Below are 26,432 nucleotides of genomic sequence, written 5' to 3'. Positions count from 1 at the left end.
CAAGTTGACAAGGCTTTTCTTTACTTCTCCTTGTCAACTTGTATCTGACACCGCATCAACTCAAAACAGAGCGATTTGCTAAACTTGAGTTATATTTATAAGCATAAGCCAAAACCATAACATATCCTACACAAGGAACAATGAATGATATTGACATATTATAACAGTCTGCAATATGTCCCATCAAGACAGGACCTACAACTCCACCAATAGGCGACATCATAAGATATGAAGATGCCTTCTTTGTATGCTCACCCAAATCTCTTAAAGATAAGGCAAAAATTGTAGGGAACATTATAGATTCAAAAGCATAGCATAGCAACAGAGCTGCCAAAGAAACTTTTCCAAGGTCTGACAAAACTACCACCATTGCCGTAACACAACCTATGGCGCAAATCAGCAGAAGTCTTTCTGCCGGGATTTTACACATTATATAACTTCCTATAAATCGTCCAAGCAAGAATAATGTAAGGCCGCCGAACGACAGAACAAATGACGCATCTCTCGCACTCATCCAATCTTGTTCCACCACATAATTGATAAAGAAACTGTTGATGGAAATTTCACTTATTTCGTAGGCGAACAATGCTATCAGACCATAAACAAAGAACTTGTGAGACCAAAGTCCGGTAGATTTTCCTTCCTCAGCTACATTGTCATTCTCATGCTTTATTTCAGGCAATTCCACTCTTGAGAAAACCACAGCAACAAGGAGAACAACAATTCCCATTATTGTATAAGGAAGAGCCACATTTCCGTTTCCGGAAGCATCACCGTTTTCCGAGAATAGCAATACACCTGTCAATATAGGAGCACAGATACATCCCAAGCCATTGAAGGATTGTGCGAAATTCAGTCGGCTTGCCGCCGTTTCCCTTGCTCCCAGTTCTGTGACATAAGGATTAGCTGCCGTTTCAAGGAAAGTCAGACCACAGCCAATAACGAAAAGAGAAACAAGAAAGAAATTGAATGACATCAACCACTGTCCCGGAATGAACATCAGTGAGCCGATGCCATATAGTATAAGTCCAAGAACAACACCTCTGCGATATCCGAACTTAGAGATAAACAATCCCGCAGGAATTGCCATTACAAAATATCCCATATACATCATTGCCTGAATAAAAGCCGAATGAGCTTTTGTTATGTCAAGCAGTTCCTGGAAATGTTTGTTAAGCACGTCAAGTATGGCGTGAGCAAATCCCCAAAGGAAAAATAAAGTTGAAACAATGACAAAAGGCAGAAGGTATTTCCTGTCAACTAACGCAACACTATTTTTCTTCATAAAAACATGATATTTAAGTTTCGCAAGCTCGGGTTAAAAGTTGACAAGGCTTAAGATACAAGTTGACAAGGATAAGCAAATATTACTTTGCCGCTTCGTTATCAAAGGAATCTTGTCAACTTGTTCCCTTGTCAACTCGTCAACTAAACATTGAGCTTCCAAAACTTCAGTACTTAATATATATAATCCAAAAGCTGAGGCAAATCCTCGATTATCAAATCCGGAACGCTCTCGTCTATTTCCTCATTGCCCCAACCTTCACCTTTCAGCCAGGCAACTTTACAACCTACCGTTTTTGCCGGGACAACATCTTTGGAGAAAGAATCACCCACAACAAGCACTTCGTCTGCAGGCAATCCCATCGCCTCAACTCCCAGTCTGTAAATGGCAGGGTCCGGTTTTCTGACACCGACAACACTTGACTCAACAATGTCGCTAAAATAATCATAAAGAGAAAAATCTCTCAATATAGTTTCTATATTGCCATAAAAATTAGAAACCAAAACCAATTTATATTTCTCGGACAACTGTTTCACAACCGGACGCGTTCTGTCAAGAGTTCTGAGAACATAGTCATAACATGCATCTGCAATTTTATTAGCATAGTCATGTTCTTCAGCTAATGCCTTGTCCAGTTTCCCGTTTTCAATAAGATTTGATATCTGAATATCAACCTTTATATGCAATACATCCCTGAAATTATGCTCAGGCTTGATATAAGGGAATTTTGCCAGGCTTCTTTCGCCAAATACATAAGCTTCTCTGAAGTCACTTTTCTCTACAGGAACTTCATTTTCACAATATTTTTCCCATAAAACTTCTGCCCAGTGGCGGCTGTTTGTATCTATTGTTCCACCATAATCAAATATAACACCCTTGATTGCTGTCTTTTCCATTACGATTATATTATAAATTTTTATTCAAATTTGCAAGCTTTATTTACAGATACAAGTTGACAAGAAAACAAGTTGACAAGAGTTTTTAGATAATAAATTGTAAAGTTACTGGTGTTTCAGCCTTGTTAACTTGTCTCTGAAGCCTTGTCAACTTTTAAGTTGAGCAACTTGCGAAACTTAAGTTAAATAATTATGCCTGCCCGCCATACTTTTTAAGCAAAAAGGCACACATAGATTCATGACGATAAACCATATAAATATAAAGAGCCGTAAGAACTGTTATTTCAAATATGAAATAAGCCCAAGGCTCACCACACAATAAACTAATATATAATGCTATGGCTCTAGTATTAAATGTAAGAATATTGGTGTATTTCATTAGCGGCAAGCTCATAGCTCTAAATTCGTCTCTTAAATCCTGAGGAATATTATCTCCATATTTTTCCTGCACAAAAGCATAGAACTTTTGGAATTCTGGTGTTGTTTTCTCCTGCTTCTTTGTGTAATTACCATAGAAATAAAGGAAAACCTTCCACCAGAAATTACCTTTCCAAGGAAGAGAGTTGAAAAGTTCACGCTGCTGACGGAAATTATCCAATTCACTTCCCGATTTGCCTTTTAGGAAGAAAAGATGAATATTTCTGTAATAGTCTGCTATCGTACATTGTTTGCTATGACACAACACGCCGGAGATAAAAGCAAGTATCCAGATGAATATTCCCCATTTGGCATCAGCACCACCTAAATTGAAAGGCAACGGCTCGTTCGTAAGGCGAAGACAAATGGCTGCATAAATAACTATAAACCACAAGTCGCCTGCAAATCCGTCCAGGATTCTTCCCCATCGTGTCTTCTTCCCCGTCATTCTTGCCAGCTGACCATCGCAGCTGTCATAATGATTTGCCCACATCAAAAGGAAAATACCAATTAACGTGTGTTTCATATCAGGATAATAGAACATTACACCTGCCACAACACCAAGTATTATGGAAAAAATAGTCACTACATTAGGATGAACATTAAACTTATTGAAGAACAATGCCCAAGCATATCCTATAGGACGATTGAAATAAATATCAAGAAATTCCTCCGTGTCCATAGACTTGAAAGAGGATTTCAGTCCTTTATTTTCTTTATTCATTGTTTTTGTAAATTGTAAATTGAAAGTTGACGAGTTGACAAGTTGACAAGGCTTCAGGAAACAAGTAAATTGAAAGTTGAAAATTGAAAATTGAAAATTAAATCTATTAACTTCAAACTTCTTAACTCCTCAACTACTTGACTCCTTAAATTCTTAACTACTTAACTCCTTGACTCCTTAACTCCTCATATATACATTCCGCTATATAAGGTGCTGCCTCATCACGGCATCTTGCAAAACTTGGCCAGTCATTGAAATCAATAATTCTGATTTCTCCTGTTGACGACACAACACAGTCGCCACCATAAATAGGAACATTAAGAATAGCAGCTGCGCTATTTGCCATAATTCTCAATTTATCCTTATCAAACGGATATCCTCTGTTTTCTCCGTTTATAGCTTCAAGACCGAACTTACTATGCGATTGCTCTGTTGGATAAAAAGTATAGAAAAAGTCTGTTCCGGCAACGCCATAAAATTTTATCAAATCACCGATAAGATGTTCGTTTACGACAGCCGTCGGTATATTTCTTTTCCTGAAATCTGCCATTACCAGCTCTGCCTCTTCCATACATTCCACATAAACGACGTCTTCCTTTACCATTGCATGCAAATCGCCTCTTTTTATCCAGCAAGGGAAAATTTCAGGGAAAACATATTCATTAGTATTCAGTATGAAACTCTTCGGATGAGGTATTCCATTTGCCAGCAGAATTTCTGTCATAGGCTTTCGCACACAATTGTCGATTCCATAAGCAGAATTAACAACAACAGTTCCATTATCTTCCATCTCCTTCAGACGGCTTATTGTGGCTCTGTCTCTAGCCATATCAAATACATAATCAGCATCGATATTCTTTGCCACAAATTCCTTTTCCGGGTATATTGAAACTTCACAGCCCTTTTTTGTAAGCTCATCAGCCACTAAAGTAAAAATAGCCGCATCATTTCCTATATGATTAGGAGAATACTCATTGCCACGGCTGACACCCACAACCCGGAGTTTATCACCTTTCAAAATCATAATTTATTTTCAATTTCTGAACTTAAAAATTCCTCTGCTTTAACTATATCACTTGCATGGTCAACATCAAGAATCTTTGAAAACGGATAAGCTTCCAGATTAAGTCCTCCGGCAACTAGTTCTCTCTGATAATTTCTCATTCTTGACATTCCTTTTTCGATGCAATTCTCCAATATACCGACCGACTTTGACGAAAGGCAATATATTCCGCCTGAAATATATTTACAGCCTCCTTCATTAGAATCGTGAAATCCTGTTATCTTTTTATTATCGTCAGTTGATATATATAGAGGCTTTTCATCATCTATATAGTCAGTTACAGCCATAAGTCCGTCCTTATCCGAATTACTGAATGCATCAATATAACGGGCAAACTCATCTTCCCTGAAAATAGTATCAACTGTTGTCAAACAGAATTTGTCTCCTTTCAGATACTTGCTCAATTCATAAAAGCTGTGCATCGAACTTGGAGTGGTTTTTACAACTACGTCCATCGGTACAGACACTCTTTCCTTCAAAGCCATCAAATGTTCTTTTGTCTGCTGAACCTCGTTATTTATAATTACAACAATATGATCGGCACCATTATTAATGAAAATATCAATCAATCTGTCAATCATAGCCTTTCCATTTATACGGACCAATGGCTTAGGCAATTGTACTCCTTCCTGAGATAATCTGGATCCTTCACCTGCAGAAATAATAGCAAATTCCATATTTACAAAAAAAATCCGTTGGCAAAATTGAATCAGAACTGATCCAATTTTGCCAACCGGCCTTATTTATCAATTATAATTTATTAAATACAACACATACTCTAACATTCATTATAAGAATGTCCTTCAGCTTTAGAACTGCAAATATCATGCTTTTTTAAGAAACAAACATTTAAAAAAGACAAATTAACACCTTATAGCCTCAATATATCTACTTTTACCGTCCTGTCACATTCAAATACTCATGTTTCTTTATCTCATACATTGTATAAGCCTCAACATATTTATCGCGGCTTTGTGAGAAAAGAGTCTGAGCTTCCAGCAAATCACTCATCGGGCAAGTTCCGGCAGAATAGAAATCTTTGTTCAGTTTCAGATTTTCCGTTGCCTGCTCGATTGACAAATGAGCTATCTCGATTTGCTTATATGCATCCACCAAATCATCCCATGTCTGCTGCATACGTATTATAAGCATACGGCTCTGATCCTGCAACTGGTTTTCGGCATTTGCAATCTGAAGTTTCTGCTTCTTTATGGAATGCGAGCCGCCCCACCACGCAGTGATAGGAACAGTGACAGTGGCAAATCCGGCAAGGAAAGTCTGGTCATATCCGAGCAAATTGTCATACACCAGTCCGCCGCCAATAGCAATCGTAGGCAGATTCTTTCCTATTTCCATTTTATACTGTAGCCTGGAAGCTTTAACATTCTGATTCAGCAAGGCATATTCGCTTGTAGAATAAAGCGCAGTGTTGTGATTGCAAAACAAACTGTCAGGTTTTTCCGGAAGATTGTCGCCGATTGAGAAACTCACATCCAAATCCTCGTCATCATGACCGATATACTGAGCCAGAAGCTTAAGCGACAAATCCAGATTATTATCCAACTGAATACGTGAACTTTCTATTTCATTCATGCGGAGTTGCACTTGCAACAAGTCGTTTCTGGTTGTCAGTCCGGCATCAACTGAAGCCTGAACGTCCTGCAACAGTTTTTCCAGCTGATTATGCACAGCTTCCACTGTCTTTATTTTCTCCTTCAGCATAACAATACGCCAGAAATAGTTTTCCGTTGTAAGAGCCACTTCATTGTCGGTCATCTTGTGCTGCAGTTTTTTCACTTCAACACCAACGTCGGCAAGTTTGTTTCCGTTGACAATCTGTCCGCCGGTGAACAAAGGCAAAGCAGCAGTCACACCGCCCATAAGTCCGTCTTTCAGCATCGACATCTTTTGTCCGGGAGCCATTTCCATTTGCACAAGGCTTTCATTGGCTATGAATCCGCTTCCGGCAGCACTAATCTGAGGGAAATACTTTGTGAAAGCTTCCTTCTTGTCATGTTCTGCCATGTCGATATCATTCCTTGAGTTCTTCATTTTCGTGTTATTGCTCAAAGCCTCGCGGATACATTCTTCCAATGTGTATGCTTTCTGTGCCTGAACAGGAAGCACGAAAGCAAGACACAATGAAAAATAGATAATATACTTGTTTGTTTTCATAACTACTTGTTTTTAACTCATACACTCATGTCATTCTCTTTCCAATGCCTCATAAGCAATTCTCTTCTTTGTTGTTCCCCGGAAAATCATCATATAGCTGACAGGAAGAACTGTAAGAAGGAAGAACATTGTTATTATTGTACCATAACAAATAACTGTTCCCATCGGCATCCACAATCCGCTCTTTCCAAGAATCATTGGTATGACGCCCATTGAGGCAGCCATTGATGTAAGGAATATCGGTCTCATTCGTCGCTGGGCAGAATGATAGATTGCATCCCTGACGCACATTTTCTCTTTTTCTCTCAATTCTTCAGCATAGTCAATCATAATAATTCCGTTGCGGACAACAATTCCCATCAAGCTGATTATACCAAGAGTGCTTGTCATACCAAAATCCACACCTTGAATCAGAACTCCGGCTGCTGTTCCGAAAATACACAGCGACATACTGACGAAAATCAGCAGCGCAATGCTTATTCTGCGGAAATGAGCAAGCAGGATAAAGAATATTATGAATGCTGCTATTGAAAGAGCCGCCATAATTGGAGGCTGGTTTTCTGTGTCCTGTTCCAAATCACCGCCATAGTTTAAGGTCACTCCTTCGGGCAGAGGAATTTCCTTCAGTTTCTGCTGGACTGTTTTTATGAATGCTGTTGAATTCACATCACGTCTCAGGTCGGACATAACTGTTATTGTGTATATTCCGTTGCGGCGCACAATCTGTCCGTCTTTAGTAACAGGCTTGATTTCGGCTATCTGTGAAAGAGGAACGGAAGCCAGGCCGCCGGAAACCGGGATAAGCTCGTCGTCCAGTTCATTATAATCAGACTTGTCTGCCTTTTCACTTTTCAGAACAACAGGAATATCATAATCACCTTCCCAAACATTTGTCAGCGAAACTCCATTGCCATAGCGCATTGCCAAAGTTGTTTCGAGCTGCATATTGTTCACGCCAAGTCGCGAAGCCTCATCTTCTTTCAAGACTATGCGAGCAGCAGTCTGCGGTTCGCTATAATTAGTCTGGGCAAGCAATGTTTCCGGGAAACTTCTGAGCAAAGACAAATATTTATCTGCTGCATATTTCAATGAATCCAGATTCTCGCCGCTTAGTCTGAGCTCAATCGGATATACAGCCTGACTGAAGCCTATTTGCTTGAATCTTACCCTTGCTTCGGGAAAAGCATTTGTATAGAGCGGAGTGTATTCGTCCAGGATTTCAACAGTCTCAGCATTTCCCGTTGTGTTCACAATCAGCTGCGCATAATTAGTTCCACCCAATTGCGGAGCGTAGGCAGTGTGGAATCGAGGAGAAGAAGTTCCTATGAAAGACGAAACAGAGAGAATCCTGTTATCCTTTCTCAGAATATCGGCAATACTGTCAGCCAGAACTTCTGTTTTCTCAACCGCTGTTCCTGTCGGCAAATATATCTCAACAGCAAACTGGTCACGGTCTGCCGTAGGCATCAGCTTTTGAGGTAGTTTACCCATAAGCACAACACCAAGCACTACGGAAAGCACACCTCCGGCAATTGTCGTGCGCGGATAAGTGAAGCATATTTCAAGAAGTTTGTTATAATATTTCTGCAACAAATCAAGGACAGAAAAACTCTTTCTGGAGTTATCTATCGGCTTGCGGATGAACCAGTACTGCATAAACGGGACAAGCAATGTTGCCACCATCAGTGATATTCCCAATATTATTGTAATTGCCCAAGGGAAACTCAGAAGGAAATCATGTATCATTCCCTTCATAACAATAAGGAATGGGAAAAATGTTATACTGATTGCCATTGTTGCCGAGAATATAGACTTGAAGAAATGTGTGGCACTCTGAATTGAGGCGTGCCAGCGCGAAACTCCCTCGCCTATCTTTTCCAGATAATTGTCGATAATTACTATTGAATTGTCCACAATCATTCCAAGCGTTACAATCAATGCAGCTAAGGTTACTGTGTTAAGCTCTATTCCCAGCGCATAGAATATTCCCAGCGATATGAATATTGTTATAGGAATTGTCGAAGCTGCAACAAGTGCCACTTTCAGAGGCATCAGCATCACCACAACAATGACTACAGCCACGATGGCAATAAGCAACTCTTTCAGGAAAGAGTTTACACTCTCGCCAACGACCTTTGCCTGGTCTGTAATACGATACATATTTACATCCTCCGGCAATTCCTTCTTGAATTCTTCCAGAACATTGTTGACATCCTCGCCCATTTTCACAATGTTCTTACCTTTCTTCATTTCCAGACTCAGCAGTATACATTTGGTGTCATTGTTCTTGATAAAGCTGTCGGCATGAGGATATTCCTTAACCACTCGTGCCACATCTTTCAGTCTTATATTATTGCCAAGATGATCACTGTAAACTATCTGTTGCTGCACGTCATACAAAGTGTTGAATGAAGGCTCAACATGGATTGGCAGAATATACTGCGGAGTCTGTATTCTTCCGCCGGTTGTCACAAATCCTTTGGTAAACAGATTTGCTGCTATCATCTGCTCATTAAGTCCATATTTGGAGAGCTTTGCCGGCTCCAGATATATGGATATCTGCTCCTGGCGCTCGCCGCTCACTGTCATTCTGCCAACGCTGTTTATCTTGCGAAGACGTTCCTTGAGCTTGTCCATATATGAATGCAGTTCGCGATAAGTTTTATCTTCGCTTTCCATTGTTATAAGCAAGGCAGAAGTGTCTCCGAAATCATCCATCACCTGGATAGCAAGTACATTCGACGGCAATTGCGATTTAAACACGCTTACTCCGTGCTTGAATTTGCTCCAGAATTCATCTTTATTGTTCAATTCGTCGTTTAGCTCAACCTGGATGAAAGTGATTCCGTCTCTTGTTGTGGAGAAAGTTTTCTCTTTCTTCACTTCCTTATATGAGAAAATATAATCTTCCAGAGGCTTGGTTACTTGCGCAACCATTTCGTCAACAGTGTTTCCCGGAGCTACGGCTATAACCATTCCCTGACGTATAGTAAAATCCGGGAATTCATTCTTTTGCATTTCCGGCAGACTATATATACCGAATGCAATAAGGCAGCACATTATCAGAATGACAATCTGGCGATAATGCATTGCCCATTCAACCATATTACGTTTCTTGTCCATAGAATTTCTTATTTTATTGAAACCGAAGTTCCTTCACACACTTTATTCTGTCCTTCAACTATCACCTCATCGCCATTCTTCAGTCCGGAACTGACAATAACACCATCCGAAACAAATTCGCTGCATTCCACCAGTCTCTTTTCAGCCTTTCCGTTATTGCTAATCCATACGAAATGGTTGTTGTTCTCGTCAATCAGCAAAGATTGCACAGGCAACTTATGGCATGTTACTGTATCGCCCGACAGCAGGACAACATCCGTAATCATTCCAGCCATCAATTCTCCGCCGTTGTTGGCAATAGATATTTTAACGTCATACGAACGGCTGAAAGGATTCGCCTGAACACCTTTTTCCACCACTGTACCTTCGAAATCTTTTCCGATTGCCGGAACAGAAATCATTGCTTTCTGTCGCAATGCTACGTTTGATATATTTGTTTCGGGAACTGCTATCTTCACATTCACTTCATTGCCCGAAATAATCTTCACAACCGGAACACCAGGAGCAGTGTTCTGTCCGCTTTCGGCAATTTTCTCTGATATTATACCATTGAAAGGAGCAAACAGACAGCAATCTTCCAGATTTTTTTTTGCCATTTCTTCCATAGCTCGAGCCTGCTGGAGTTTTGTCTTTACATCAACCCATTTCACTTCGGCAAGACTTCCCTTGTCATACAGTTCTTTCATTCTGGCATAAGCATCTTCAGCCTGTTCAAGCGCAGATTTGGCTGCCTTGTAGCTGCTTCCCATCGAAGCTGAATTTACGGTAGCCAGCAATTGACCTTTGCTCACACGCATTCCGGGCTCAACCAGCATTTTCTCTATTGTTCCCATCACGGGAAAACTCAAAGAAGTTACATTTTTCGCCTCAACAGTTCCGGAATAACTATAGCTTTTCGCCAGATTATCCGTCACCACTTTTCTTACTTTCACATTTACCGGTTCAGAAATATTTACCACTTCTGATTTTTCACCACTACAACCGGAAAAGACAACCGATAACAATAAAATACCATAAAGATTTGTTTTCATAACTTCTTCTTATTGAAGTTCCGCAACTTTCCTTTGGCAAAAGCCGCATGATATAAAGGGGAAATGCGAAACATTAACTAAAAACTACTTTAAAAACCGAGTGCAAAAAAACTATCTATCCGTGGTTGTATCGAAATCTATTTTTCCGAAAGACTGGTTGATTTTTCCTTACAAATTTCATATAAGAAATATCGGACAGTTTTTAATACCTAACACACATTTCTTATAGGAAGAAAATAGTTTACTTCGCAACAAAATCATTGACATTTTATGGAAAACGAAAACAACGAAAATTTCAACAAAAATAATTTAAGCGACTTCCTAAAAGACAATGCGGAATATGCCGAAAATAAGATTCTGGTAATTGAAGAGCTTAATCACAGATCGTTCCCCGATAAAGGTATCAAAAACGATTCTTACATAATTGCAGTTTGCCTGAACGGTAAGGCTTCAATACATATAAATGACAATACAATAAATCTGCATAAAAACGATTTATTCATTTCTCATCCTAATGTTATACTTGAAGAGGCCCTTCTGAGCATAGATTTCAAATGCTCCGGATTCATAATCAGCAGCGATTACGTAAAACAGGTCAATATCATTTCTCCTCAAAGCTGGGACTTAAAAGTTTTCCTTGATAAGAATCCTGTTATTTCTCTGGAAGAAGAAGACATCGAAAAGTTCCTTTTATACTTCAAACTGTTCAGGGATAATCTAAAGAAGCAGACAAAGTTCAAGAAAGAAATCAATGGCAGTCTGCTTAATGCTTTCACCCTGGAGTTTTTACTGGTAATCGAAAAGATTAAAAATTTCAAATATCAGTCGTATAACTCAGCTGAGAATATGTTCAATAATTTCCTTGAACTTCTAGCTAATTCATATCCAAGAGAAAGGAAAGTTTCTTCCTATGCAGAAAAGCTTTGTATTACTCCCAAATACCTGTCCTTCATCTGCAAAAACCAGTGTGGTGAAACGGCATCCAAACTTATAAACAGATGCATTGTGAAAGATATCGAATTTTTACTCAAGAGACCGGACAAAAGTATCAAGGAAATTTCCAACGAACTGAAATTCCCCGACCTTTCTTTCTTCGGCAAATATGTGAAAGCTAATCTCGGTATGTCGCCCAAAGCTTATAGGGAGAAGTATGCGAGGAAAGAGTGATGAATAATATGGTTTAAACAGGTCCGGACCTACGGAGAAATATATACGGCCCCACGGCGGAATATATATTGCCCCAATTTGACGTAGGTTCGGACCAATATTTTAACATAAACACGGAGACACCAAGACACAGAGTTTTTATATTTTTCTCTTAATATTTCCTCTGTGCCTCAGCGTCTCCGTGTTTAATACAAAAGGCTGCTCCTCATAAGAGAAACAGCCTTTCTTTTGACATTTAATTTTTTAATCCATTCTTTCACTTCTCACGAAACTACTTCAGCGAATAGATATTAGAACTTTTAAATTACACTATTATTATTAATAACTAAAAATTAAAAGTGTTCACCCATCACGGGCTACTTAATATCTTTTATTCTTTCATCAGCTACAACCGCCAAGGATTATTGTTTTAAAAAGAACGGGAGCAGTAAGATTCAGCGGGCCTATTTTTCCCGAGAGTCTTTCCGCTCCCGCCTATTGTTCTTTTCAAGCTTCAAGCTTTTGACTTATTGACTTGTAACTAGTCTAAACCTTGTTAACTTGTCAACTCGTCAACTTGTTACCTGAATTATTTTACATTTACTTTGAAGCTTTCACCTTCAACAGCAACTACTACGATACCAGCAGGAACGTTGATTGTTGCGTTATCTGATGTCAATACTTCGTTAGCTACTACCTGACCTAAGATTGTAGATACTACTACGTTCTTACCAGCGGCGTTCTTAACTACTACTGAACCTTCGTTAGCAACAACTTTAACTTCTGTAGCAGATACACCTTCGTTTGAAGTTGGAGCTGACTGAGTTTCAACGATTACGCGCATTGCGTTGTCTTTATCAGAAATGAATGCTAATACATTATTAACACTTGTCAAATATCTATTATCATTTGCAGAACGGATAACATAGTTATCTTCTGTATCATTTGGTTTAACGATATTGTACTGGAAGTTCTTCAAACCACCCAAGATACCCTTGTTCTGATCAGCTTTAACCTTAACTGTAGTTTCTTTCTTATCTACGGTAGTCTTCAATGTTTCAGAATCAACCAACTCACCTGCTTTAAAGATTGCTTTTGCTGCATCCTTGCTATTTACAGATACGATGTATTTAGCATTTTCTTTATTAGGTACACCAATCTTAGCAGAATCGGCAGAGTTATACATAAACTTACCACCTTTAGAAATATAGAATGAAGGTATCAATGCTTTAGAATCTGTAGTATCCAACCAGAATGTCAAATCTTCAGCTGCTTCTGTACGAATTGCAATTACACCTTCATTAGATTCATTAACATTCATAAAACCACCTCTTTCATTTTCCAATGAAACATGAACTGGTTCTGCAGCTAAACTTAAGCCTAATTCTTCAGCTTCTAAGAACAAGCTTACAGCTTTACTAATTGTACCATTGTCGCTATTAGGAACCAAATAACCCAATTTAATATTGGTATTTATTTTATTATTTGCAACAGTTACTTCTTTTTCAGATTCTGCAGTACTACCTACTTTCTCCATTAATGAAACTGAACCTTCAGCATTTGTTTTTGCAATATAAGTAGTTCCTGTTGCTCCTATTTTCCAAGTATCTCCAGACTCTTCAATATATTTATTTTCTGTACCAACTACACGCAATTTATACTTATAATAAGTACCCATATATGCTGAAGCAGTCAATTTTCGACCATCCTCATCTTTATAAATATATGAAGTCTTAGATGTTGTAATATTATTTTCAAATTTACCACCAGGATTTAACTGAGGTTCAAAAACAACTTGAATAGCATCACCAGCGTCATCTGATAAAGTCAAATCAGTCTCATCAGTTGTTGTTTTCAAATTTTCAGCTACATAAACTCGTTCATCAGAAGTTTCTGTTGTTGCAAAAGAAATCTTAAATGGTTCATTATTATCTTTTTCTTTCACCAAGAAACCTGCTGTCGGAGCCGCATCAACACGAGTCAAAGTGATTTCCATATCTTTCAAGTCACTCTGAGTATATTTAGATGCATCAACAACATCTTCATTTGCAATCTGTACTTTCTCAGTAGTGCCTTTAATGCGATAAACACCATCTTTAACTTCATACAACTTCACAGACAAAGCTTTACCTGTTTCCCAGTTTGTCAAAGTCAAAGATTTGTCGCTTGTATTAACTGCAGAAACTACAAAACGATATTGAGGAGCGTCCAAATCAACAAGAGCTTCACCCTGTGCTACAAATTCAAAGTTTGTATTTTTTATACCTACACCTAAATATTTACCATATTCTGAAGTTGCAGCATCTTTATCTTCACCACTTACAAACTGAATATTGTAAATAGAAGGCATCTTTTCATCAGCAACAAAAGATAATGGATCAGCTACTGTTGAATCAACTGTCTTGAATGCAGTTGCCTGAGAATCTGTAGTTACATAATATGTACCAGCAATTTTAGTTACAGCAATAGCAACTCCAGTTTTAGCATGTTCCTTTCCTGCTTCTTTCTCATAACGAATATCTGAAACTTTCAATGTATATTGATAGTCTGCAGCTTTTTCAGCTTCTGGATTCTGCACAGTAGCTGTAAATGATGCATTACCTACATATACAGCATCACCCTTTGTTGCATATTCTTTTTCAGACTGATCGTATTTTACCAATTCACTACCAGCAACTTCTATAAGTTTCAAACCATTTGCAGAAACTGAAGATGTTTCATATGACTGATTTGGAGCTACAGCGATAAAAGTACACTGTTCGAACAAAGATAAAGCTTCTCTTGCATCTTCTGAATCTTTTGAACCACCACCAAAAGCATCTAGTCCATTCAATTCCTCAGGCCATTCTGTAGCAAAATACATACCTGCAGGTATTGTCTGTTCATCAGCTTCAGTTTTTGTAACTTGGAATGCCTTTACAGGTTTAGAGAAAATATTATTTTCATCATCAACCGGAGTTTTGTCATTTACCGGAGCAAATGAGAAGCCATCACCAGCCATTGTTAAGTTCAAAGTTGCAGCACTAGCAGGTTGTTCCGCTACTTCAAACAAATAAATATTATCATCTGTAGATGAAGCATCAATAGCTAATTCAGCTTTTTTTTCTGCAGATAATTTTAGAACATTACTACCTTGCTTCAATGAATTATCTCCACCATTATAAGTACCAGCAAGAACATCACCTGTTTTAGCAACATCCCAAGTAAACCAAATATTACTTTTTGCATCAACAGCATCAGCTTTAACTAAAACAGGTGAATTAATTGTTCCTGTAGCAAAAGCTAAATAACACTCAGTTTCCTCATTATAGAAAGAATAATAAGTTTGATTATTTTCAACTTTAGATGTTACTTTCCAAAGATAATTAGCATCAGTTGCAGTTCCTGCAGCAAATCCAGAATTATATTCTCTAACCAATACATCAACATTACCATCAGTGCTAGAATTTGCAAAACCTAATGCAAAAGCAGAAGCATCCAACTTTCCATTATCATCAAACACCACATAATAAGATTTTCCTGAAGTCACTTCAGTAGCTGCAGTTGATTTGTTAAGCAAATTTGCAGCATTTACAGAAAATCCACCAGCAGCCAACAACGCAGCCACCATAAAAGTAAATTTCTTGTTCATAATAATTAAAATTTAAAATGTGAATAAAAATTAGTTCATGTCTATTAGTAAAATGAAGCATTGATGGTTCAGCATCTTAAACTCTGATTACGTATGAACATAAAAAAAGCGCAGACGTTGTATATATTATTTGAATAGAGGCTCTGGAAAGCCGTGAGAACAATAATATAAAACAACAGCCTGCGCTTATTCGGTTATATATTGCACCCGTAGAAATGCATATACTATATACACTTCCCCCATAATATTATGGAGCTATTGTATATGAATATATACACGAACAGATACGACAAAAGTCATATAATCCGTCAAGCGCAAGCATTTCATGTTGTCTATCATTCCGTTCTCTAAAAATTTTCCAGATTTCTATCCAGGAATAATCACCATAAAATGCTTACATAAATATGTACTTCCTCAAGTGCAGAACGCTATCTGCCTAATGGAATTGCTGCAAAGTTAAGGAGTAAATATTAATCTGCAAGGGAAAAGCAACATTTTTTTCCAATATATGCAGATTAATAGACAAAAACTGAGGTTTGTTGTATGAAGGTGTGGGGTTATTCAACCAACATCACAACCCCAAGACTTATCAACCCAATGAATATCCAAAGAACTACTCCCTGAATCATCGGACGAATACCAACCTGCTTGATAACCTGGCGGGACAAACCTGCACCGATAAGGAACAATGTCACTGTCAATCCTTTCTTGGCTAGCCAAACCAGAGATGTTGATGCTATTTCAGGGATTGGAAGATATGTGTTTGCTATCATTGCCAACACAAAGTAGAAAATAAACCAAGGAATATTGATTTTGGCATCTTTCTGCTTGAATATAAACATTGTGGCAATTGTCATCGGGATAATCCAAAGAGCGCGGGTGAGCTTGACCATTGTTGCGATTTCCAATGCTTTCTCGCCGAATGCTGCTCCGGCACCTACAACTGAACTTGTGTCGTGAATGGCAATTGCTGCCCACATACCGAACTGCTCCTGTGTCATTCCCAATAAATGACCGATTGGAGGGAAAACGAAAAGGGCAATTGCGTTAAGGATAAAGATTGTGCCAAGTGACATTGACATTTCATTGTCGTTGGCTTTCAACACCGGTGCAACGGCTGCAATGGCGCTTCCTCCGCAGATTGCTGTTCCGGCTGAGATAAGATATGCTGTCTTGCGGTCCATCATCAGTTTCTTTCCCAAATACATTCCTATTATCAGAACTGAGATAACTGATACGATGGTGAATATCATTCCGTCTTTTCCTGTTTTCAATGATTCGTGAAGGTTCATTCCGAATCCCAGACCTACGACTGAGAACTGAAGCAAATATTTTGATGTTTTCTTACTGAATTTGGGAAATGGCTGTCCTGCGAACAATGCAAATGCCAATCCGGTGAACAATGCTACTGCCGGAGAAACAAAAGGTAACAGACATGCCAAGAAGAGAACCACAAATAATGGTTTGTTGTAATTGTGCAAAAATGTTTCAATCGCGTTCATCTTTGTATCGTTTTAATTATTTCTTTTTTCTTTTCCGAGTGCAAAGATATATGTTTTATAGCATGGTTTTTTATAATAAATGGGGATAGGGTATAACTGGAGGTTATAGAGGAGAAGTTGAGGAGTTAAGATTTGGCTGAAAGCCTTAAATTATATAGCACAGGGCAACGCCCTGTGTTTCAAGGGTTATACCCTATAATAAGCCCTGAAGGGGCGGAACTGAGGGAAGTTATGCCCTTCCAGGGCGCTTAAGTATGTGACGGTCAAAAACGTAGGGCGTTGCCCTACGCTGTAAAATTAAAGGCCTTCAGCCAAAAAGCGGAATAAGTTAGCTCAGAAGGTGCTGATCAATAATGTATATATCTAAACATAAAGAGATGCACTACTATATATAATGTAAGGCTTTCAGGCAAAATGATTATCCATCTTGTCAACTTGTTCCCTTGTTCCCTCGTTCCCTAAACTTGCTTTCCTCAAACAATATCACTATATTGCCTAAGACCTTATTTACAAACAACTTAAAATAAACTAAAGATGAACAAAAAATTATTATCAATGGCTTTTGCCGCGTTACTGTTTTCTGCAAATGCATTTGCACAGACAAAAAACTATCAGCTATCAAGCCATATTCTTGATATAAATTCAGGAAAGCCGGCTGCGGGCGTTAAGATTATTTTGTCAAAATTCGACAAAGGGAACAACACATGGAATGTGGTAGAAGAAAGATTTACGGACGAAAACGGACGTGTTAAGGATTTTCTAGAAGAAAATAACAATAATAAAGGAATATACAAGCTTACTTATAATGTGGCTCCATATTTCGAATCAAAGTCGCAGGAAACTTTCTATCCTTATATTGATGTAGTGTTCGAGATAAAGGATGATAATCATTATCATGTACCTATAACTCTCTCTCCTTTCGGATATTCGACTTACAGGGGAAGTTAATGATGGGGTAATTTTTACCCCACTGCATTCTCCGCAAAACGGATAAAGCTTTCTTCCAATCCGCCATGCGCTCCCTGAGGAAGGACGATTGAGAACATTCGCTCGGCTTTCAGTCCTTCAACGTCTATGATTTTAAGTCTGCCGGCCATAAGCTCGCGTGAAACGGCACGGACTGAAACAACGCCCAAAGCGTCACTGCTCTCAAGGAAAAGTTTTATGCTCTCGGTGCTGCCTAGCTGCATAAGGACATTGAGCGACGATAATTTTATATTATGCTCTGCCAATGCTGCTTCAAAGACATCGAGAGTTCCCGAACCATTTTCTCTCAACACCAAAGGGAAAGACTGGAGTTGGGAAACATCAATCTCGTCGTAGGCTGCATATTTGCTGTTTATACTGGTTATGGCAACGAGTTCGTCCTTGAGGAAAGGTCTGTAATGGAGCGAACTTTGGCGAGCATTTCCCTCAACAAATCCCAAAGTTATATTTCCATTCTGCAAGGCTTGCTCAATCTCACGGCTGTTTCCGTTCATCAGCGAGACCTTGATATTCGGGAATTTCTTCACGAACGACGAAAGGACAGGCGGCAGCACATACTGAGCAATTGTTGTGCTGGCGCCTATCTTCAATTCGCCGGTGAAATTATTTGTAAGGAGATTCATCTCAAATTCCATCTGACGATATGCCGACAATATATTCTGAGCGTGCGAAAGAAGCAATTCGCCTCCAGCCGTAAGACGTATGCGTCCTCCGGTTCTCTCGAAAAGCTGAGTGTTATAAAGCACCTCCAGCTCGTGAATATGTTTGCTTATCGCCGGCTGGCTGATAAACAATTCCCTCGATGCTTTTGTAAAGCTCAAGTTCTTTGCTACGCAGTGGAATACTTTGAGACGGAAATCCATTGTTAGTTTTTGAGTTTTTTAGTTTATGAGTTTTTTAGTTGACGAGTTGACAAGGCTACAGGAAACAAGTATTATCTACTTAACTCCTTGACTCCTTAACTTCTTCCCCCATACATCCTCTCATAATAAACCATATATTCCCCACCGGTAATACCTTCAACCCAAGACTGGTTTTCCAGATACCAACGGATAGTTTTTACAATGCCAACTTCGAAGGAAGTTTCCGGAGTCCAGCCAAGTTCGGTAGAAATCTTAGTCGGGTCGATGGCATAACGTTGGTCATGACCAAGACGGTCCTTGACGAAAGTAATCAGACTGTCGTTAATCCAGTCGATAGAAATCTGTCCGTCCTCACCTATTTCCTTTTTCTTCAGGACCTGGCGATATTCAGGATTCTCAGTCATCAGGTTGCGGATTGTGGCAATCGTAAGTTTTACGATTTCGATATTCTGTTTCTCGTTGTGTCCGCCAACATTATATACTTCGCCGGTTCTGCCCTTTTGCAACACCATATCAATAGCCTTGCAATGGTCTTCCACATAAAGCCAGTCGCGAACGTTAGTTCCGTCGCCATATACAGGAAGAGATTTTCCTTCAAGAATATTCTTGATAATAAGAGGGATAAGTTTTTCCGGGAAATGATACGGACCATAGTTGTTTGAGCAGCGGGTGATTGTCACCGGCATGTGATATGTGTCGAAATATGCCTGGACGAAAAGGTCGGCACTTGTCTTTGACGCACTGTAAGGACTATGAGGATTCAGAGGAGTTTTCTCAGTGAAAAAACCTTCTGCGCCGAGACTTCCATAGACTTCATCTGTTGAAACCTGATGGAAACGGACATTCTCCTTCCACAGCGGATATCCAGTTTCATCTTTTCCTGTAACCCAGAATTTGCGAGCCACGTCCAAAAGATTCTGAGTACCGAGGATATTTGTCTGAAGAAACAATTGCGGATTCTCGATGCTTCGGTCCACATGACTTTCGGCTGCGAAATTCACAACGCAATCAAACTGATATTTTTCGAACAGAGATTCCACAAATGCGCGGTCCACAATATCGCCATGCTCGAAAAAGCAGCGTTTGTTGTCCACATCACTTTCGATTGTAGCATAGTTGCCGGCATAAGTCAGCAAATCCAATACCACAATTTTAATATTTTCATATCGCGAAAGCATATATTTTATGAAATTCGCTCCGATAAAGCCGGCGGCACCGGTTACTAAGTAGGTATTCATTTGAGTTTATGAGTTTTTAAGTTTTTGAGTTGATGAGGAAACGAGTTGACAAGTTAACAAGTTGACAAGGTTACAGAAAATCGGAAATTCCTACTTGACTACTTAACTACTTAACTCCTTAACTTCTTAATCCCTTTAAATCTCTGCCTCCCTAAGAAACGGAGCCTTCTTATCTTTTTCCGACAGATTTGCTTCTGCAAAGTTTATTACGCCGAGGTCGATACCGATTTCCGGATCGTCGAAACGGATTGAACGTTCGTGAGACGGCATATAAACATTATCCACCTTATATGTGAATATTGCCTCATCGCTTTTCACCATAAAACCGTGGGCAAAGCCGCGAGGGATGAAAAGCTGGCGCTTGTTGGTTTCAGAAAGTTCAACAGCTACATATTTGCCGAATGTCGGCGAGCCTTTACGGATATCTACAGCAACATCAACCACGCATCCTTTTATGACTCTCACCAACTTTGCCTGCGCATATGGGGCAAGCTGATAATGCAAACCACGCAACACGCCTGCGCTGGAACAAGATTCGTTGTCCTGAATAAAGTCAACCTTTCCGATATGTTCCTCAAATTCGCTCTGTTTGTATGCTTCCATGAAATATCCCCTTGCGTCGCTAAAAACACGAGGTTCGATAATCCAAACGCCTTCTATTTCTGTCTGTATGAAATTCATTATTGTAATGTTTTTATTTGATACCCGGAGTTATACCGGATAGTTGGGTTCAAATTTACATAAAACTATCCGATTTTTATGCGAGTATTGTAAAAATACCAATTACTCAGGCATATCCGGGGAATTCATGCACGTGAAACAAATGTTCCATATATTATGAAAAACTTTTTCCATATATTATGAAAATTATTTTTCATCACGATGAAAATTTTGTTTCATATATTATGAAAAAAGTTTTCCAACGCATAGAAATACGATGAAAATGTAAATCTTTATTTTACAGCTCTTTATATAAAACGTATTTTAAACGGAAAAATTGCATAACTTCGTGTTTAAAGTTTATGAATTGACATTAGTTTAAACGAATATATAATAATATGTTTTTCTGGGAATTACTGAAAAAAGTGACATGCGACTGCAAGGACAATGGTGAACATTTCATCTGTGCTGACAGAGTAAACGCCATAAAAGAATTGCTTGCTGAATCACCTTACCATATTATATATGAAGGAAATCTTTCGCTGATATTCGCTCATCGGGATTTCGACAGAGAAGAAGATGTACTTTTGGTTTCATCGCATATCGACTGCGTCCATTCAAAATGTTTCTCGAAAGAGGAAAACGGAATGTGGCTGGGAACGTGGGACAACAGTGCTACAAATGCAGCCGTTATCGACCTTATGATAAATGAGAAATTTCCGGCAAATACGATAATTGCCTTTACGGGCGACGAGGAGAAAAACTCCGGCGGCGCTGTGGAAGTGATGCATTGGTGTGGAGAAAACAATATTGCTCCGGTAAGCGTGATTGTTACGGACACGACTAACGAGGGCTGGGACGACGAAGCTGCTTTTACGATTGAGAATGACAAAGGATTTGACATTCTGAGTGGTTTCCGCATTATCAGCAAAATTCAGGAAAGTGATTTGCCTTGCGTGTTCGTTCATGATGCAGAGCCGGACGAAACATGGGATTACAGTAAAGGAGTTGAAAATATTTTCCCGGCAACTCCTTGCCTTAGCGTCTGTCTGCCGGTGAAAGGTGATATGCATCACGATGATGGTTCGCTGCTCCGCCCGGAAAGTATCACGCCGTATCAGAGAATACTGGCTGAGCTTACTTATTTATTAGTTTAGAATGACATAGGATTACTTAGTGACACAGCTAATGAGTAAAAACAGTTATTTTGTAAAAATAACACCTAAATATTAAGTAAATCTGTAGTTTTTTCTTACCTTTGGGATAATGGTTTTTTAAAGTTTCGCAATAAGCTCAGTTTGACAAGCGACGAGGCTTCAGAGACAAGTTGACAAGGCTGAAATATTTTCTTTTTCCTTATCAGCTCGTTATCTCGTTAACTTGTTACCTACACAAAGAGCTTACAAAATACAAAGTTTTAATCTTAAGTAGCAATATCTATGAATGAAGAAATAAAACAAATAGCGACACGCCTAATCGGTTTGCGCGACGCATTGGAGATTACGCCGGAAGAAATGGCAAAAATATGTAATCTGACTACTGAAGAATATCTTCTGCTTGAAAGCGGAACAGTTGATATTTCAGTAAGTGTTCTATATCAGATTGCACATCATTTCAACATCGAGCTGACAACTCTGATGTTTGGCGACGAACCTAAAATGAACAGCTATTTTGTTACCCGTAAGGGAAAAGGCATAACAGTCGAAAGAGTGAAAGCTTATAAATATCAGTCTCTTGCAGCAGGATTCAGCAAAAGAAAGGCTGATCCGTTCCTGGTGACTGTTCATCCGAAGGAAGAAGACGAACCGATGTTCCTTAATTCTCATCCGGGACAGGAATTCAATATGGTTCTGAGCGGACGCCTTCTGCTGAGTATAAACGGCAAGGAGCTTATCCTTGAAGAAGGAGACAGTATTTATTTCAATTCCGAACTTCCGCACGGGATGAAGGCTCTCGATGGCGAAAAGGTTTGTTTTTTGGCAATGATTATGTAGTTATAGGGGACAAGGTTTCAGAGACAAGTTTACAAGAAAATGGTGGATTACTTTCTTGTCTACTTGTTAAGTCGTCAATTTGTCAACTGTAAAAACTTGAACAAAAATAGGACAGTAGAATATGTTAGAAAGATTTTTAGATAAAACGAACTTTGATTCGCAAGCAGATTTCATTGAGAATTTCAAGATAAAGGTTCCGGAAAAATTCAATTTCGGATATGATGTGGTTGACGCATGGGCCGAAGAAGAACCTGACAAAAGAGCCATGTGCTGGACTAACGACAAAGGTAAGCACATCGACTTCAGCTTTGCTGACATGAAACGCTATACGGACATGACGGCTTCTTATTTCCAGTCACTGGGAATAGGACGTGGTGATATGGTTATACTTATATTGAAAAGAAGATATGAGTTCTGGTTTTCAATCATAGCTTTGCACAAACTTGGTGCTGTGGTTATTCCTGCCACTCACCTTCTGACCAAGAAAGACATCGTATATCGTGCTAACGCAGCAGACATAAAGATGATTGTTTGCGCCGGTGAGGAAGAAATAACAAAACATATCAAGGATGCGCTTCCGGAATCTCCGACTGTTGAGAATGTGATTTCGGTTGGTCCGCTTGTTCCGGAAGGTTTTCTGGATTTCCAGGAAGGCATAAAGAATGCTCCGAAATTTGTCCGTCCTGCTAATCCGAACAACAATGATGATATTTCGCTGCTTTATTTCACTTCGGGAACAACAGGAAACCCAAAGATGGTGGCACACGATTTCACATATCCTTTGGGACATATCGTTACTGGAAGTTTCTGGCATAATCTTCATAAGGACAGCCTTCATCTAACGATTGCCGATACCGGATGGGGAAAAGCTGTTTGGGGAAAACTTTACGGACAGTGGATTGCCGGTGCAACTGTGTTCGTATATGACCATGAGAAATTCACTCCGGCAGATATGCTGAAGATGATTCAGGACTACAAGATTACTTCTCTGTGCGCGCCTCCAACTATTTTCAGATTCCTTATCCGTGAGGATTTGACTAAATATGATTTGTCGTCATTGCAGTATTGCACTATTGCTGGCGAAGCTCTTAATCCTGCTGTTTACGAAACATTCTATAAACTTACCGGAATCAAATTGATGGAAGGTTTCGGACAGACAGAAACTACTCTTACTGTCGCTACTTTCCCGTGGATGGAACCGAAGCCAGGTTCAATGGGTGTTCCAAATCCTCAGTATGATGTTGACCTTCTCCGCCCTGACGGAACTAAGGCTGAAGATGGAGAGCAGGGACAAATTGTTATCCATACTAGCAATGGCAAACCTTTGGGCTTGTTCAAGGAATATTATCGTGATGCGGAAAGAACTCACGAAGCTTGGCATGACGGACTTTACTACACTGGCGACGTTGCTTGGCGTGACGAGGACGGATATTTCTGGTTCGTGGGCAGAGCTGATGATGTGATAAAGAGTTCCGGTTACAGAATCGGCCCGTTCGAAGTTGAAAGTGCGCTGATGACTCACCCGGCTGTGGTGGAATGTGCTATCACGGGTGTTCCTGACGAAATCAGAGGACAGGTTGTAAAAGCTACAATTGTTCTTTCAAAAGAATATAAGCCTAAAGCCGGCGATGAGCTAGTAAAGGAATTGCAGGATCATGTCAAGAGAGTAACTGCTCCGTATAAATATCCGCGTGTTGTGGAATTTGTTGATGAATTGCCCAAAACTATCAGCGGCAAAATCAGACGCGTAGAAATCAGAGATAAAGACAATAAATAAACTAAATACAAAAAACTAAGTATGAGAAATTTCACTTGTGTAAATGACTTGGGCGACTTGAAACAGGCGCTCAACGAGGCTTTCGAGATAAAGAAAGACAGATTCCAATTCTCTGAACTTGGAAAAAACAAAACTCTGTTGATGATTTTCTTCAACTCAAGCCTTAGAACACGTCTGTCAACACAGAAAGCTGCAATGAATCTTGGTATGAACACTATTGTTCTTGATGTTAACCAAGGTGCATGGAAACTGGAAACAGAAAGAGGTGTGATTATGGACGGTGACAAACCTGAACATTTGCTGGAAGCTATTCCGGTTATGGGATGCTATTGCGATGTTATCGGTGTTCGCTCATTCGCACGTTTCGAGAGCAAAGAAGATGATTATACAGAAAAAATATTGAGCCAGTTCATCAAATATTCAGGAAAACCTGTTTTCAGTATGGAAGCTGCTACTCGCCATCCGTTGCAGAGTTTTGCAGACTTGATTACTATAGAGGAATACAAGAAAACAGAACGTCCTAAAGTTGTTATGACTTGGGCACCTCATCCAAAAGCTTTGCCTCAGGCTGTACCTAACAGTTTCGCTGAATGGATGAATGCTACAGATTATGAATTTGTAATCACTCATCCGGAAGGCTACGAACTTGCTCCGGAATTTGTAGGCAGAGCAAAAGTAGAATATGACCAGAAAAAGGCTTTCGAAGGCGCTGATTTCATCTACGCAAAGAACTGGTCGGCTTATGCAGATCCAAATTATGGTAAAGTTATAAATACAGACCGCAGCTGGACTGTTGATTCTGAGAAAATGGCTCTTACTAATAATGCTTATTTCATGCACTGCTTGCCAGTAAGAAGAAATATGATTGTTACTGATGATGTGATTGAAAGTCCGCAGAGCATCGTTATTCCTGAAGCAGCAAACAGAGAAATTTCAGCTCAGACTGTATTGAAGAAAATTCTTGAAGGTTTGAAATGATTCTCCAATCAATAAAAGAATACGAACAGAAATGAAAACGGGGTTGGCTTTGATAAGTCAACCCCGTTTATTTTCCTAATATAGTTATTAAAATACTTTATCCGGAAAATTAAGCTTCGCCTTTAGGAGCGAAATCTTCAAAATTGGCAGTCTTAGAATTATTATTGTTAGCAGCCTGCAATTGTTCGCCAAACTTTTTCAAGTTATCCTGCAAAGCAAAATACAAACGCTGAGCATTGTCCGGAGTCAAGATGATACGGCTCTTAACCTGAGCTTTAGGAGCACCTGGAACTACACGGATAAAGTCCATAATAAATTCTGAAGCAGAATGAGATATAATAGCCAAATTAGCATAAGTACCCTGAGCTACTTCTTCAGACAATTCAATCTGAATTTCATTGTTTGTAGGTTTGTTTTCTTCCATTGTTTATAAGTATTAGTAAAATTATTAATGACACAAATATACAGTATTTTTTTTAATAAACAAGAAATAAAATAAAAGCGGCTACCTTCACAGGCAACCGCTTTAAGTGATTGTGTTTTTTTATCTCAATTCTTTAGACCAATGTAAAAATACCTTTTGTGCTATTGATTAAAAAGTTTTGAAATCTAAGCCAAGGTTTTGTAATATTTGTGCTAACCAATATTTATGTTGCAAATGTAATGTTTCTAGAATTAAATACCAAAATTAAAATTGGCAAAATGTAATTTTTTCACATTCTTTATTGATATTAATCAATTGTTTTGTATCAAAATATCAGTTGTATATATGTTGATGTAAATATATACCTAAGATATTATTTCACACTTAGCTCTAAAACAATAGGAATAGTCTATTATATGGAGATTTTTTCAGCTATTAAATTACAAAAAGAAATAATTCTAAATAAAAAAGGGCTGAATCGAATTTAATCGATACAGCCCCGAAAAATATCTATAAAT

20 protein-coding genes are annotated in these 26,432 nt (G+C 39.0%); 6 read left to right on the top strand and 14 right to left on the bottom strand.

All coding sequences use genetic code 11. From position 1 onward, the window contains the following. Nucleotides 1-55: 55 nt before the first annotated feature. The 8 genes from ACYIAR_RS12185 to ACYIAR_RS12150 form a co-directional block, all read right to left on the bottom strand. Nucleotides 56-1,285, bottom strand: coding sequence for a sugar MFS transporter (locus ACYIAR_RS12185; protein ID WP_480329823.1), 1,230 nt, complete (start codon nt 1,283-1,285; stop codon nt 56-58). 173 nt (nt 1,286-1,458) lie between these two features. Then, nucleotides 1,459-2,181: an HAD family hydrolase gene (locus ACYIAR_RS12180; protein WP_480329822.1), complete on the bottom strand. Its 723-nt coding sequence runs from the start codon at nt 2,179-2,181 to the stop codon at nt 1,459-1,461. A 190-nt stretch (nt 2,182-2,371) separates the two neighbouring features. Then, nucleotides 2,372-3,322 carry a CDP-alcohol phosphatidyltransferase family protein gene (locus tag ACYIAR_RS12175; protein ID WP_480329821.1) on the bottom strand — a complete coding sequence of 317 codons (951 nt, stop codon included), beginning with the start codon at nt 3,320-3,322 and terminating at the stop codon, nt 2,372-2,374. A gap of 157 nt (nt 3,323-3,479) precedes the next feature. Beyond that, nucleotides 3,480-4,346, bottom strand: a complete 867-nt coding sequence (locus ACYIAR_RS12170; protein WP_480329820.1) for an ATP-grasp domain-containing protein — start codon at nt 4,344-4,346, stop codon at nt 3,480-3,482. Further along, nucleotides 4,343-5,062: a nucleotidyltransferase family protein gene (locus ACYIAR_RS12165; protein ID WP_480329819.1), complete on the bottom strand. Its 720-nt coding sequence runs from the start codon at nt 5,060-5,062 to the stop codon at nt 4,343-4,345. Before ACYIAR_RS12165 ends, ACYIAR_RS12170 begins: the two co-directional genes overlap by 4 nt. A 217-nt stretch (nt 5,063-5,279) precedes the next feature. Further along, nucleotides 5,280-6,560: a TolC family protein gene (locus ACYIAR_RS12160; RefSeq protein WP_480329818.1), complete on the bottom strand. Its 1,281-nt coding sequence runs from the start codon at nt 6,558-6,560 to the stop codon at nt 5,280-5,282. 30 nt (nt 6,561-6,590) lie between these two features. Further along, on the bottom strand, nt 6,591-9,683 hold the full coding sequence (locus tag ACYIAR_RS12155) for an efflux RND transporter permease subunit (RefSeq protein ID WP_480329817.1): 3,093 nt from the start codon (nt 9,681-9,683) through the stop codon (nt 6,591-6,593). A gap of 8 nt (nt 9,684-9,691) precedes the next feature. After that, nucleotides 9,692-10,714: an efflux RND transporter periplasmic adaptor subunit gene (locus ACYIAR_RS12150; protein WP_480329816.1), complete on the bottom strand. Its 1,023-nt coding sequence runs from the start codon at nt 10,712-10,714 to the stop codon at nt 9,692-9,694. A gap of 270 nt (nt 10,715-10,984) precedes the next feature. Between ACYIAR_RS12150 and ACYIAR_RS12145 the strand changes: the two genes are divergently transcribed. Further along, complete coding sequence (locus ACYIAR_RS12145; RefSeq protein WP_480329815.1) at nt 10,985-11,881, top strand: AraC family transcriptional regulator; 897 nt, start codon at nt 10,985-10,987, stop codon at nt 11,879-11,881. A gap of 568 nt (nt 11,882-12,449) precedes the next feature. Here ACYIAR_RS12145 and ACYIAR_RS12140 read toward each other — a convergent pair. Both ACYIAR_RS12140 and ACYIAR_RS12135 read right to left on the bottom strand, forming a co-directional pair. Further along, nucleotides 12,450-15,491, bottom strand: coding sequence for a DUF6383 domain-containing protein (locus ACYIAR_RS12140; protein WP_480329814.1), 3,042 nt, complete (start codon nt 15,489-15,491; stop codon nt 12,450-12,452). A gap of 557 nt (nt 15,492-16,048) precedes the next feature. Next, nucleotides 16,049-16,993, bottom strand: coding sequence for a YeiH family protein (locus ACYIAR_RS12135; RefSeq protein ID WP_480329813.1), 945 nt, complete (start codon nt 16,991-16,993; stop codon nt 16,049-16,051). A 534-nt stretch (nt 16,994-17,527) separates the two neighbouring features. On the opposite strand from ACYIAR_RS12135, the gene uraH reads away from it, so the two are divergent. Beyond that, entirely contained in the window at nt 17,528-17,941 is a 414-nt protein-coding gene (gene uraH, locus ACYIAR_RS12130; RefSeq protein WP_480329812.1) for a hydroxyisourate hydrolase, read from the top strand. A 14-nt stretch (nt 17,942-17,955) separates the two neighbouring features. Here the strand turns inward: uraH and ACYIAR_RS12125 are convergent, their stop codons facing one another. From ACYIAR_RS12125 to rfbC, 3 genes are all read right to left on the bottom strand, one after another. Next, on the bottom strand, nt 17,956-18,843 hold the full coding sequence (locus ACYIAR_RS12125) for a LysR substrate-binding domain-containing protein (protein WP_480329811.1): 888 nt from the start codon (nt 18,841-18,843) through the stop codon (nt 17,956-17,958). 95 nt (nt 18,844-18,938) lie between these two features. Next, the gene (gene rfbB / locus ACYIAR_RS12120) at nt 18,939-20,081 is read right to left on the bottom strand and encodes a dTDP-glucose 4,6-dehydratase (RefSeq protein WP_480329810.1); all 1,143 of its coding nucleotides are present in this window, start codon (nt 20,079-20,081) and stop codon (nt 18,939-18,941) included. Between the two features lie 135 nt (nt 20,082-20,216). Further along, complete coding sequence (gene rfbC / locus ACYIAR_RS12115; RefSeq protein WP_480329809.1) at nt 20,217-20,762, bottom strand: dTDP-4-dehydrorhamnose 3,5-epimerase; 546 nt, start codon at nt 20,760-20,762, stop codon at nt 20,217-20,219. Nucleotides 20,763-21,139: 377 nt separating this feature from the next. Between rfbC and ACYIAR_RS12110 the strand changes: the two genes are divergently transcribed. The 4 genes from ACYIAR_RS12110 (at nt 21,140) to ACYIAR_RS12095 (ending at nt 25,490) form a co-directional block, all read left to right on the top strand. Further along, nucleotides 21,140-21,898, top strand: coding sequence for a hypothetical protein (locus tag ACYIAR_RS12110; protein ID WP_480329808.1), 759 nt, complete (start codon nt 21,140-21,142; stop codon nt 21,896-21,898). Nucleotides 21,899-22,180: 282 nt separating this feature from the next. Further along, nucleotides 22,181-22,735: a helix-turn-helix domain-containing protein gene (locus ACYIAR_RS12105; protein WP_480329807.1), complete on the top strand. Its 555-nt coding sequence runs from the start codon at nt 22,181-22,183 to the stop codon at nt 22,733-22,735. 121 nt (nt 22,736-22,856) lie between these two features. Then, nucleotides 22,857-24,512 carry an AMP-binding protein gene (locus tag ACYIAR_RS12100; protein ID WP_480329806.1) on the top strand — a complete coding sequence of 552 codons (1,656 nt, stop codon included), beginning with the start codon at nt 22,857-22,859 and terminating at the stop codon, nt 24,510-24,512. A gap of 21 nt (nt 24,513-24,533) precedes the next feature. After that, the gene (locus ACYIAR_RS12095; RefSeq protein ID WP_480329805.1) at nt 24,534-25,490 is read left to right on the top strand and encodes a Rossmann-fold NAD(P)-binding domain-containing protein; all 957 of its coding nucleotides are present in this window, start codon (nt 24,534-24,536) and stop codon (nt 25,488-25,490) included. Nucleotides 25,491-25,599: 109 nt separating this feature from the next. Here the strand turns inward: ACYIAR_RS12095 and ACYIAR_RS12090 are convergent, their stop codons facing one another. After that, a complete protein-coding gene (locus ACYIAR_RS12090) occupies nt 25,600-25,914 on the bottom strand; it encodes a DUF3467 domain-containing protein (RefSeq protein WP_480329804.1) in 315 nt (104 codons plus the stop codon). Between the last annotated feature and the right edge of the window lie 518 nt (nt 25,915-26,432).

Source organism: Parabacteroides sp. KHUB-01 (assembly GCF_056640935.1).
This window is presented reverse-complemented; position numbering and strand designations above follow the sequence as displayed.

Coding starts and splice junctions, on each gene's coding strand:
- ACYIAR_RS12185 (WP_480329823.1), bottom strand. CDS start 1,285: ATGAAGAAAAATAGTGTTGCGTTAGTTGACAGGAAATACCTTCTGCCT.
- ACYIAR_RS12180 (WP_480329822.1), bottom strand. CDS start 2,181: ATGGAAAAGACAGCAATCAAGGGTGTTATATTTGATTATGGTGGAACA.
- ACYIAR_RS12175 (WP_480329821.1), bottom strand. CDS start 3,322: ATGAATAAAGAAAATAAAGGACTGAAATCCTCTTTCAAGTCTATGGAC.
- ACYIAR_RS12170 (WP_480329820.1), bottom strand. CDS start 4,346: ATGATTTTGAAAGGTGATAAACTCCGGGTTGTGGGTGTCAGCCGTGGC.
- ACYIAR_RS12165 (WP_480329819.1), bottom strand. CDS start 5,062: ATGGAATTTGCTATTATTTCTGCAGGTGAAGGATCCAGATTATCTCAG.
- ACYIAR_RS12160 (WP_480329818.1), bottom strand. CDS start 6,560: ATGAAAACAAACAAGTATATTATCTATTTTTCATTGTGTCTTGCTTTC.
- ACYIAR_RS12155 (WP_480329817.1), bottom strand. CDS start 9,683: ATGGACAAGAAACGTAATATGGTTGAATGGGCAATGCATTATCGCCAG.
- ACYIAR_RS12150 (WP_480329816.1), bottom strand. CDS start 10,714: ATGAAAACAAATCTTTATGGTATTTTATTGTTATCGGTTGTCTTTTCC.
- ACYIAR_RS12145 (WP_480329815.1), top strand. CDS start 10,985: ATGGAAAACGAAAACAACGAAAATTTCAACAAAAATAATTTAAGCGAC.
- ACYIAR_RS12140 (WP_480329814.1), bottom strand. CDS start 15,491: ATGAACAAGAAATTTACTTTTATGGTGGCTGCGTTGTTGGCTGCTGGT.
- ACYIAR_RS12135 (WP_480329813.1), bottom strand. CDS start 16,993: ATGAACGCGATTGAAACATTTTTGCACAATTACAACAAACCATTATTT.
- uraH (WP_480329812.1), top strand. CDS start 17,528: ATGAACAAAAAATTATTATCAATGGCTTTTGCCGCGTTACTGTTTTCT.
- ACYIAR_RS12125 (WP_480329811.1), bottom strand. CDS start 18,843: ATGGATTTCCGTCTCAAAGTATTCCACTGCGTAGCAAAGAACTTGAGC.
- rfbB (WP_480329810.1), bottom strand. CDS start 20,081: ATGAATACCTACTTAGTAACCGGTGCCGCCGGCTTTATCGGAGCGAAT.
- rfbC (WP_480329809.1), bottom strand. CDS start 20,762: ATGAATTTCATACAGACAGAAATAGAAGGCGTTTGGATTATCGAACCT.
- ACYIAR_RS12110 (WP_480329808.1), top strand. CDS start 21,140: ATGTTTTTCTGGGAATTACTGAAAAAAGTGACATGCGACTGCAAGGAC.
- ACYIAR_RS12105 (WP_480329807.1), top strand. CDS start 22,181: ATGAATGAAGAAATAAAACAAATAGCGACACGCCTAATCGGTTTGCGC.
- ACYIAR_RS12100 (WP_480329806.1), top strand. CDS start 22,857: ATGTTAGAAAGATTTTTAGATAAAACGAACTTTGATTCGCAAGCAGAT.
- ACYIAR_RS12095 (WP_480329805.1), top strand. CDS start 24,534: ATGAGAAATTTCACTTGTGTAAATGACTTGGGCGACTTGAAACAGGCG.
- ACYIAR_RS12090 (WP_480329804.1), bottom strand. CDS start 25,914: ATGGAAGAAAACAAACCTACAAACAATGAAATTCAGATTGAATTGTCT.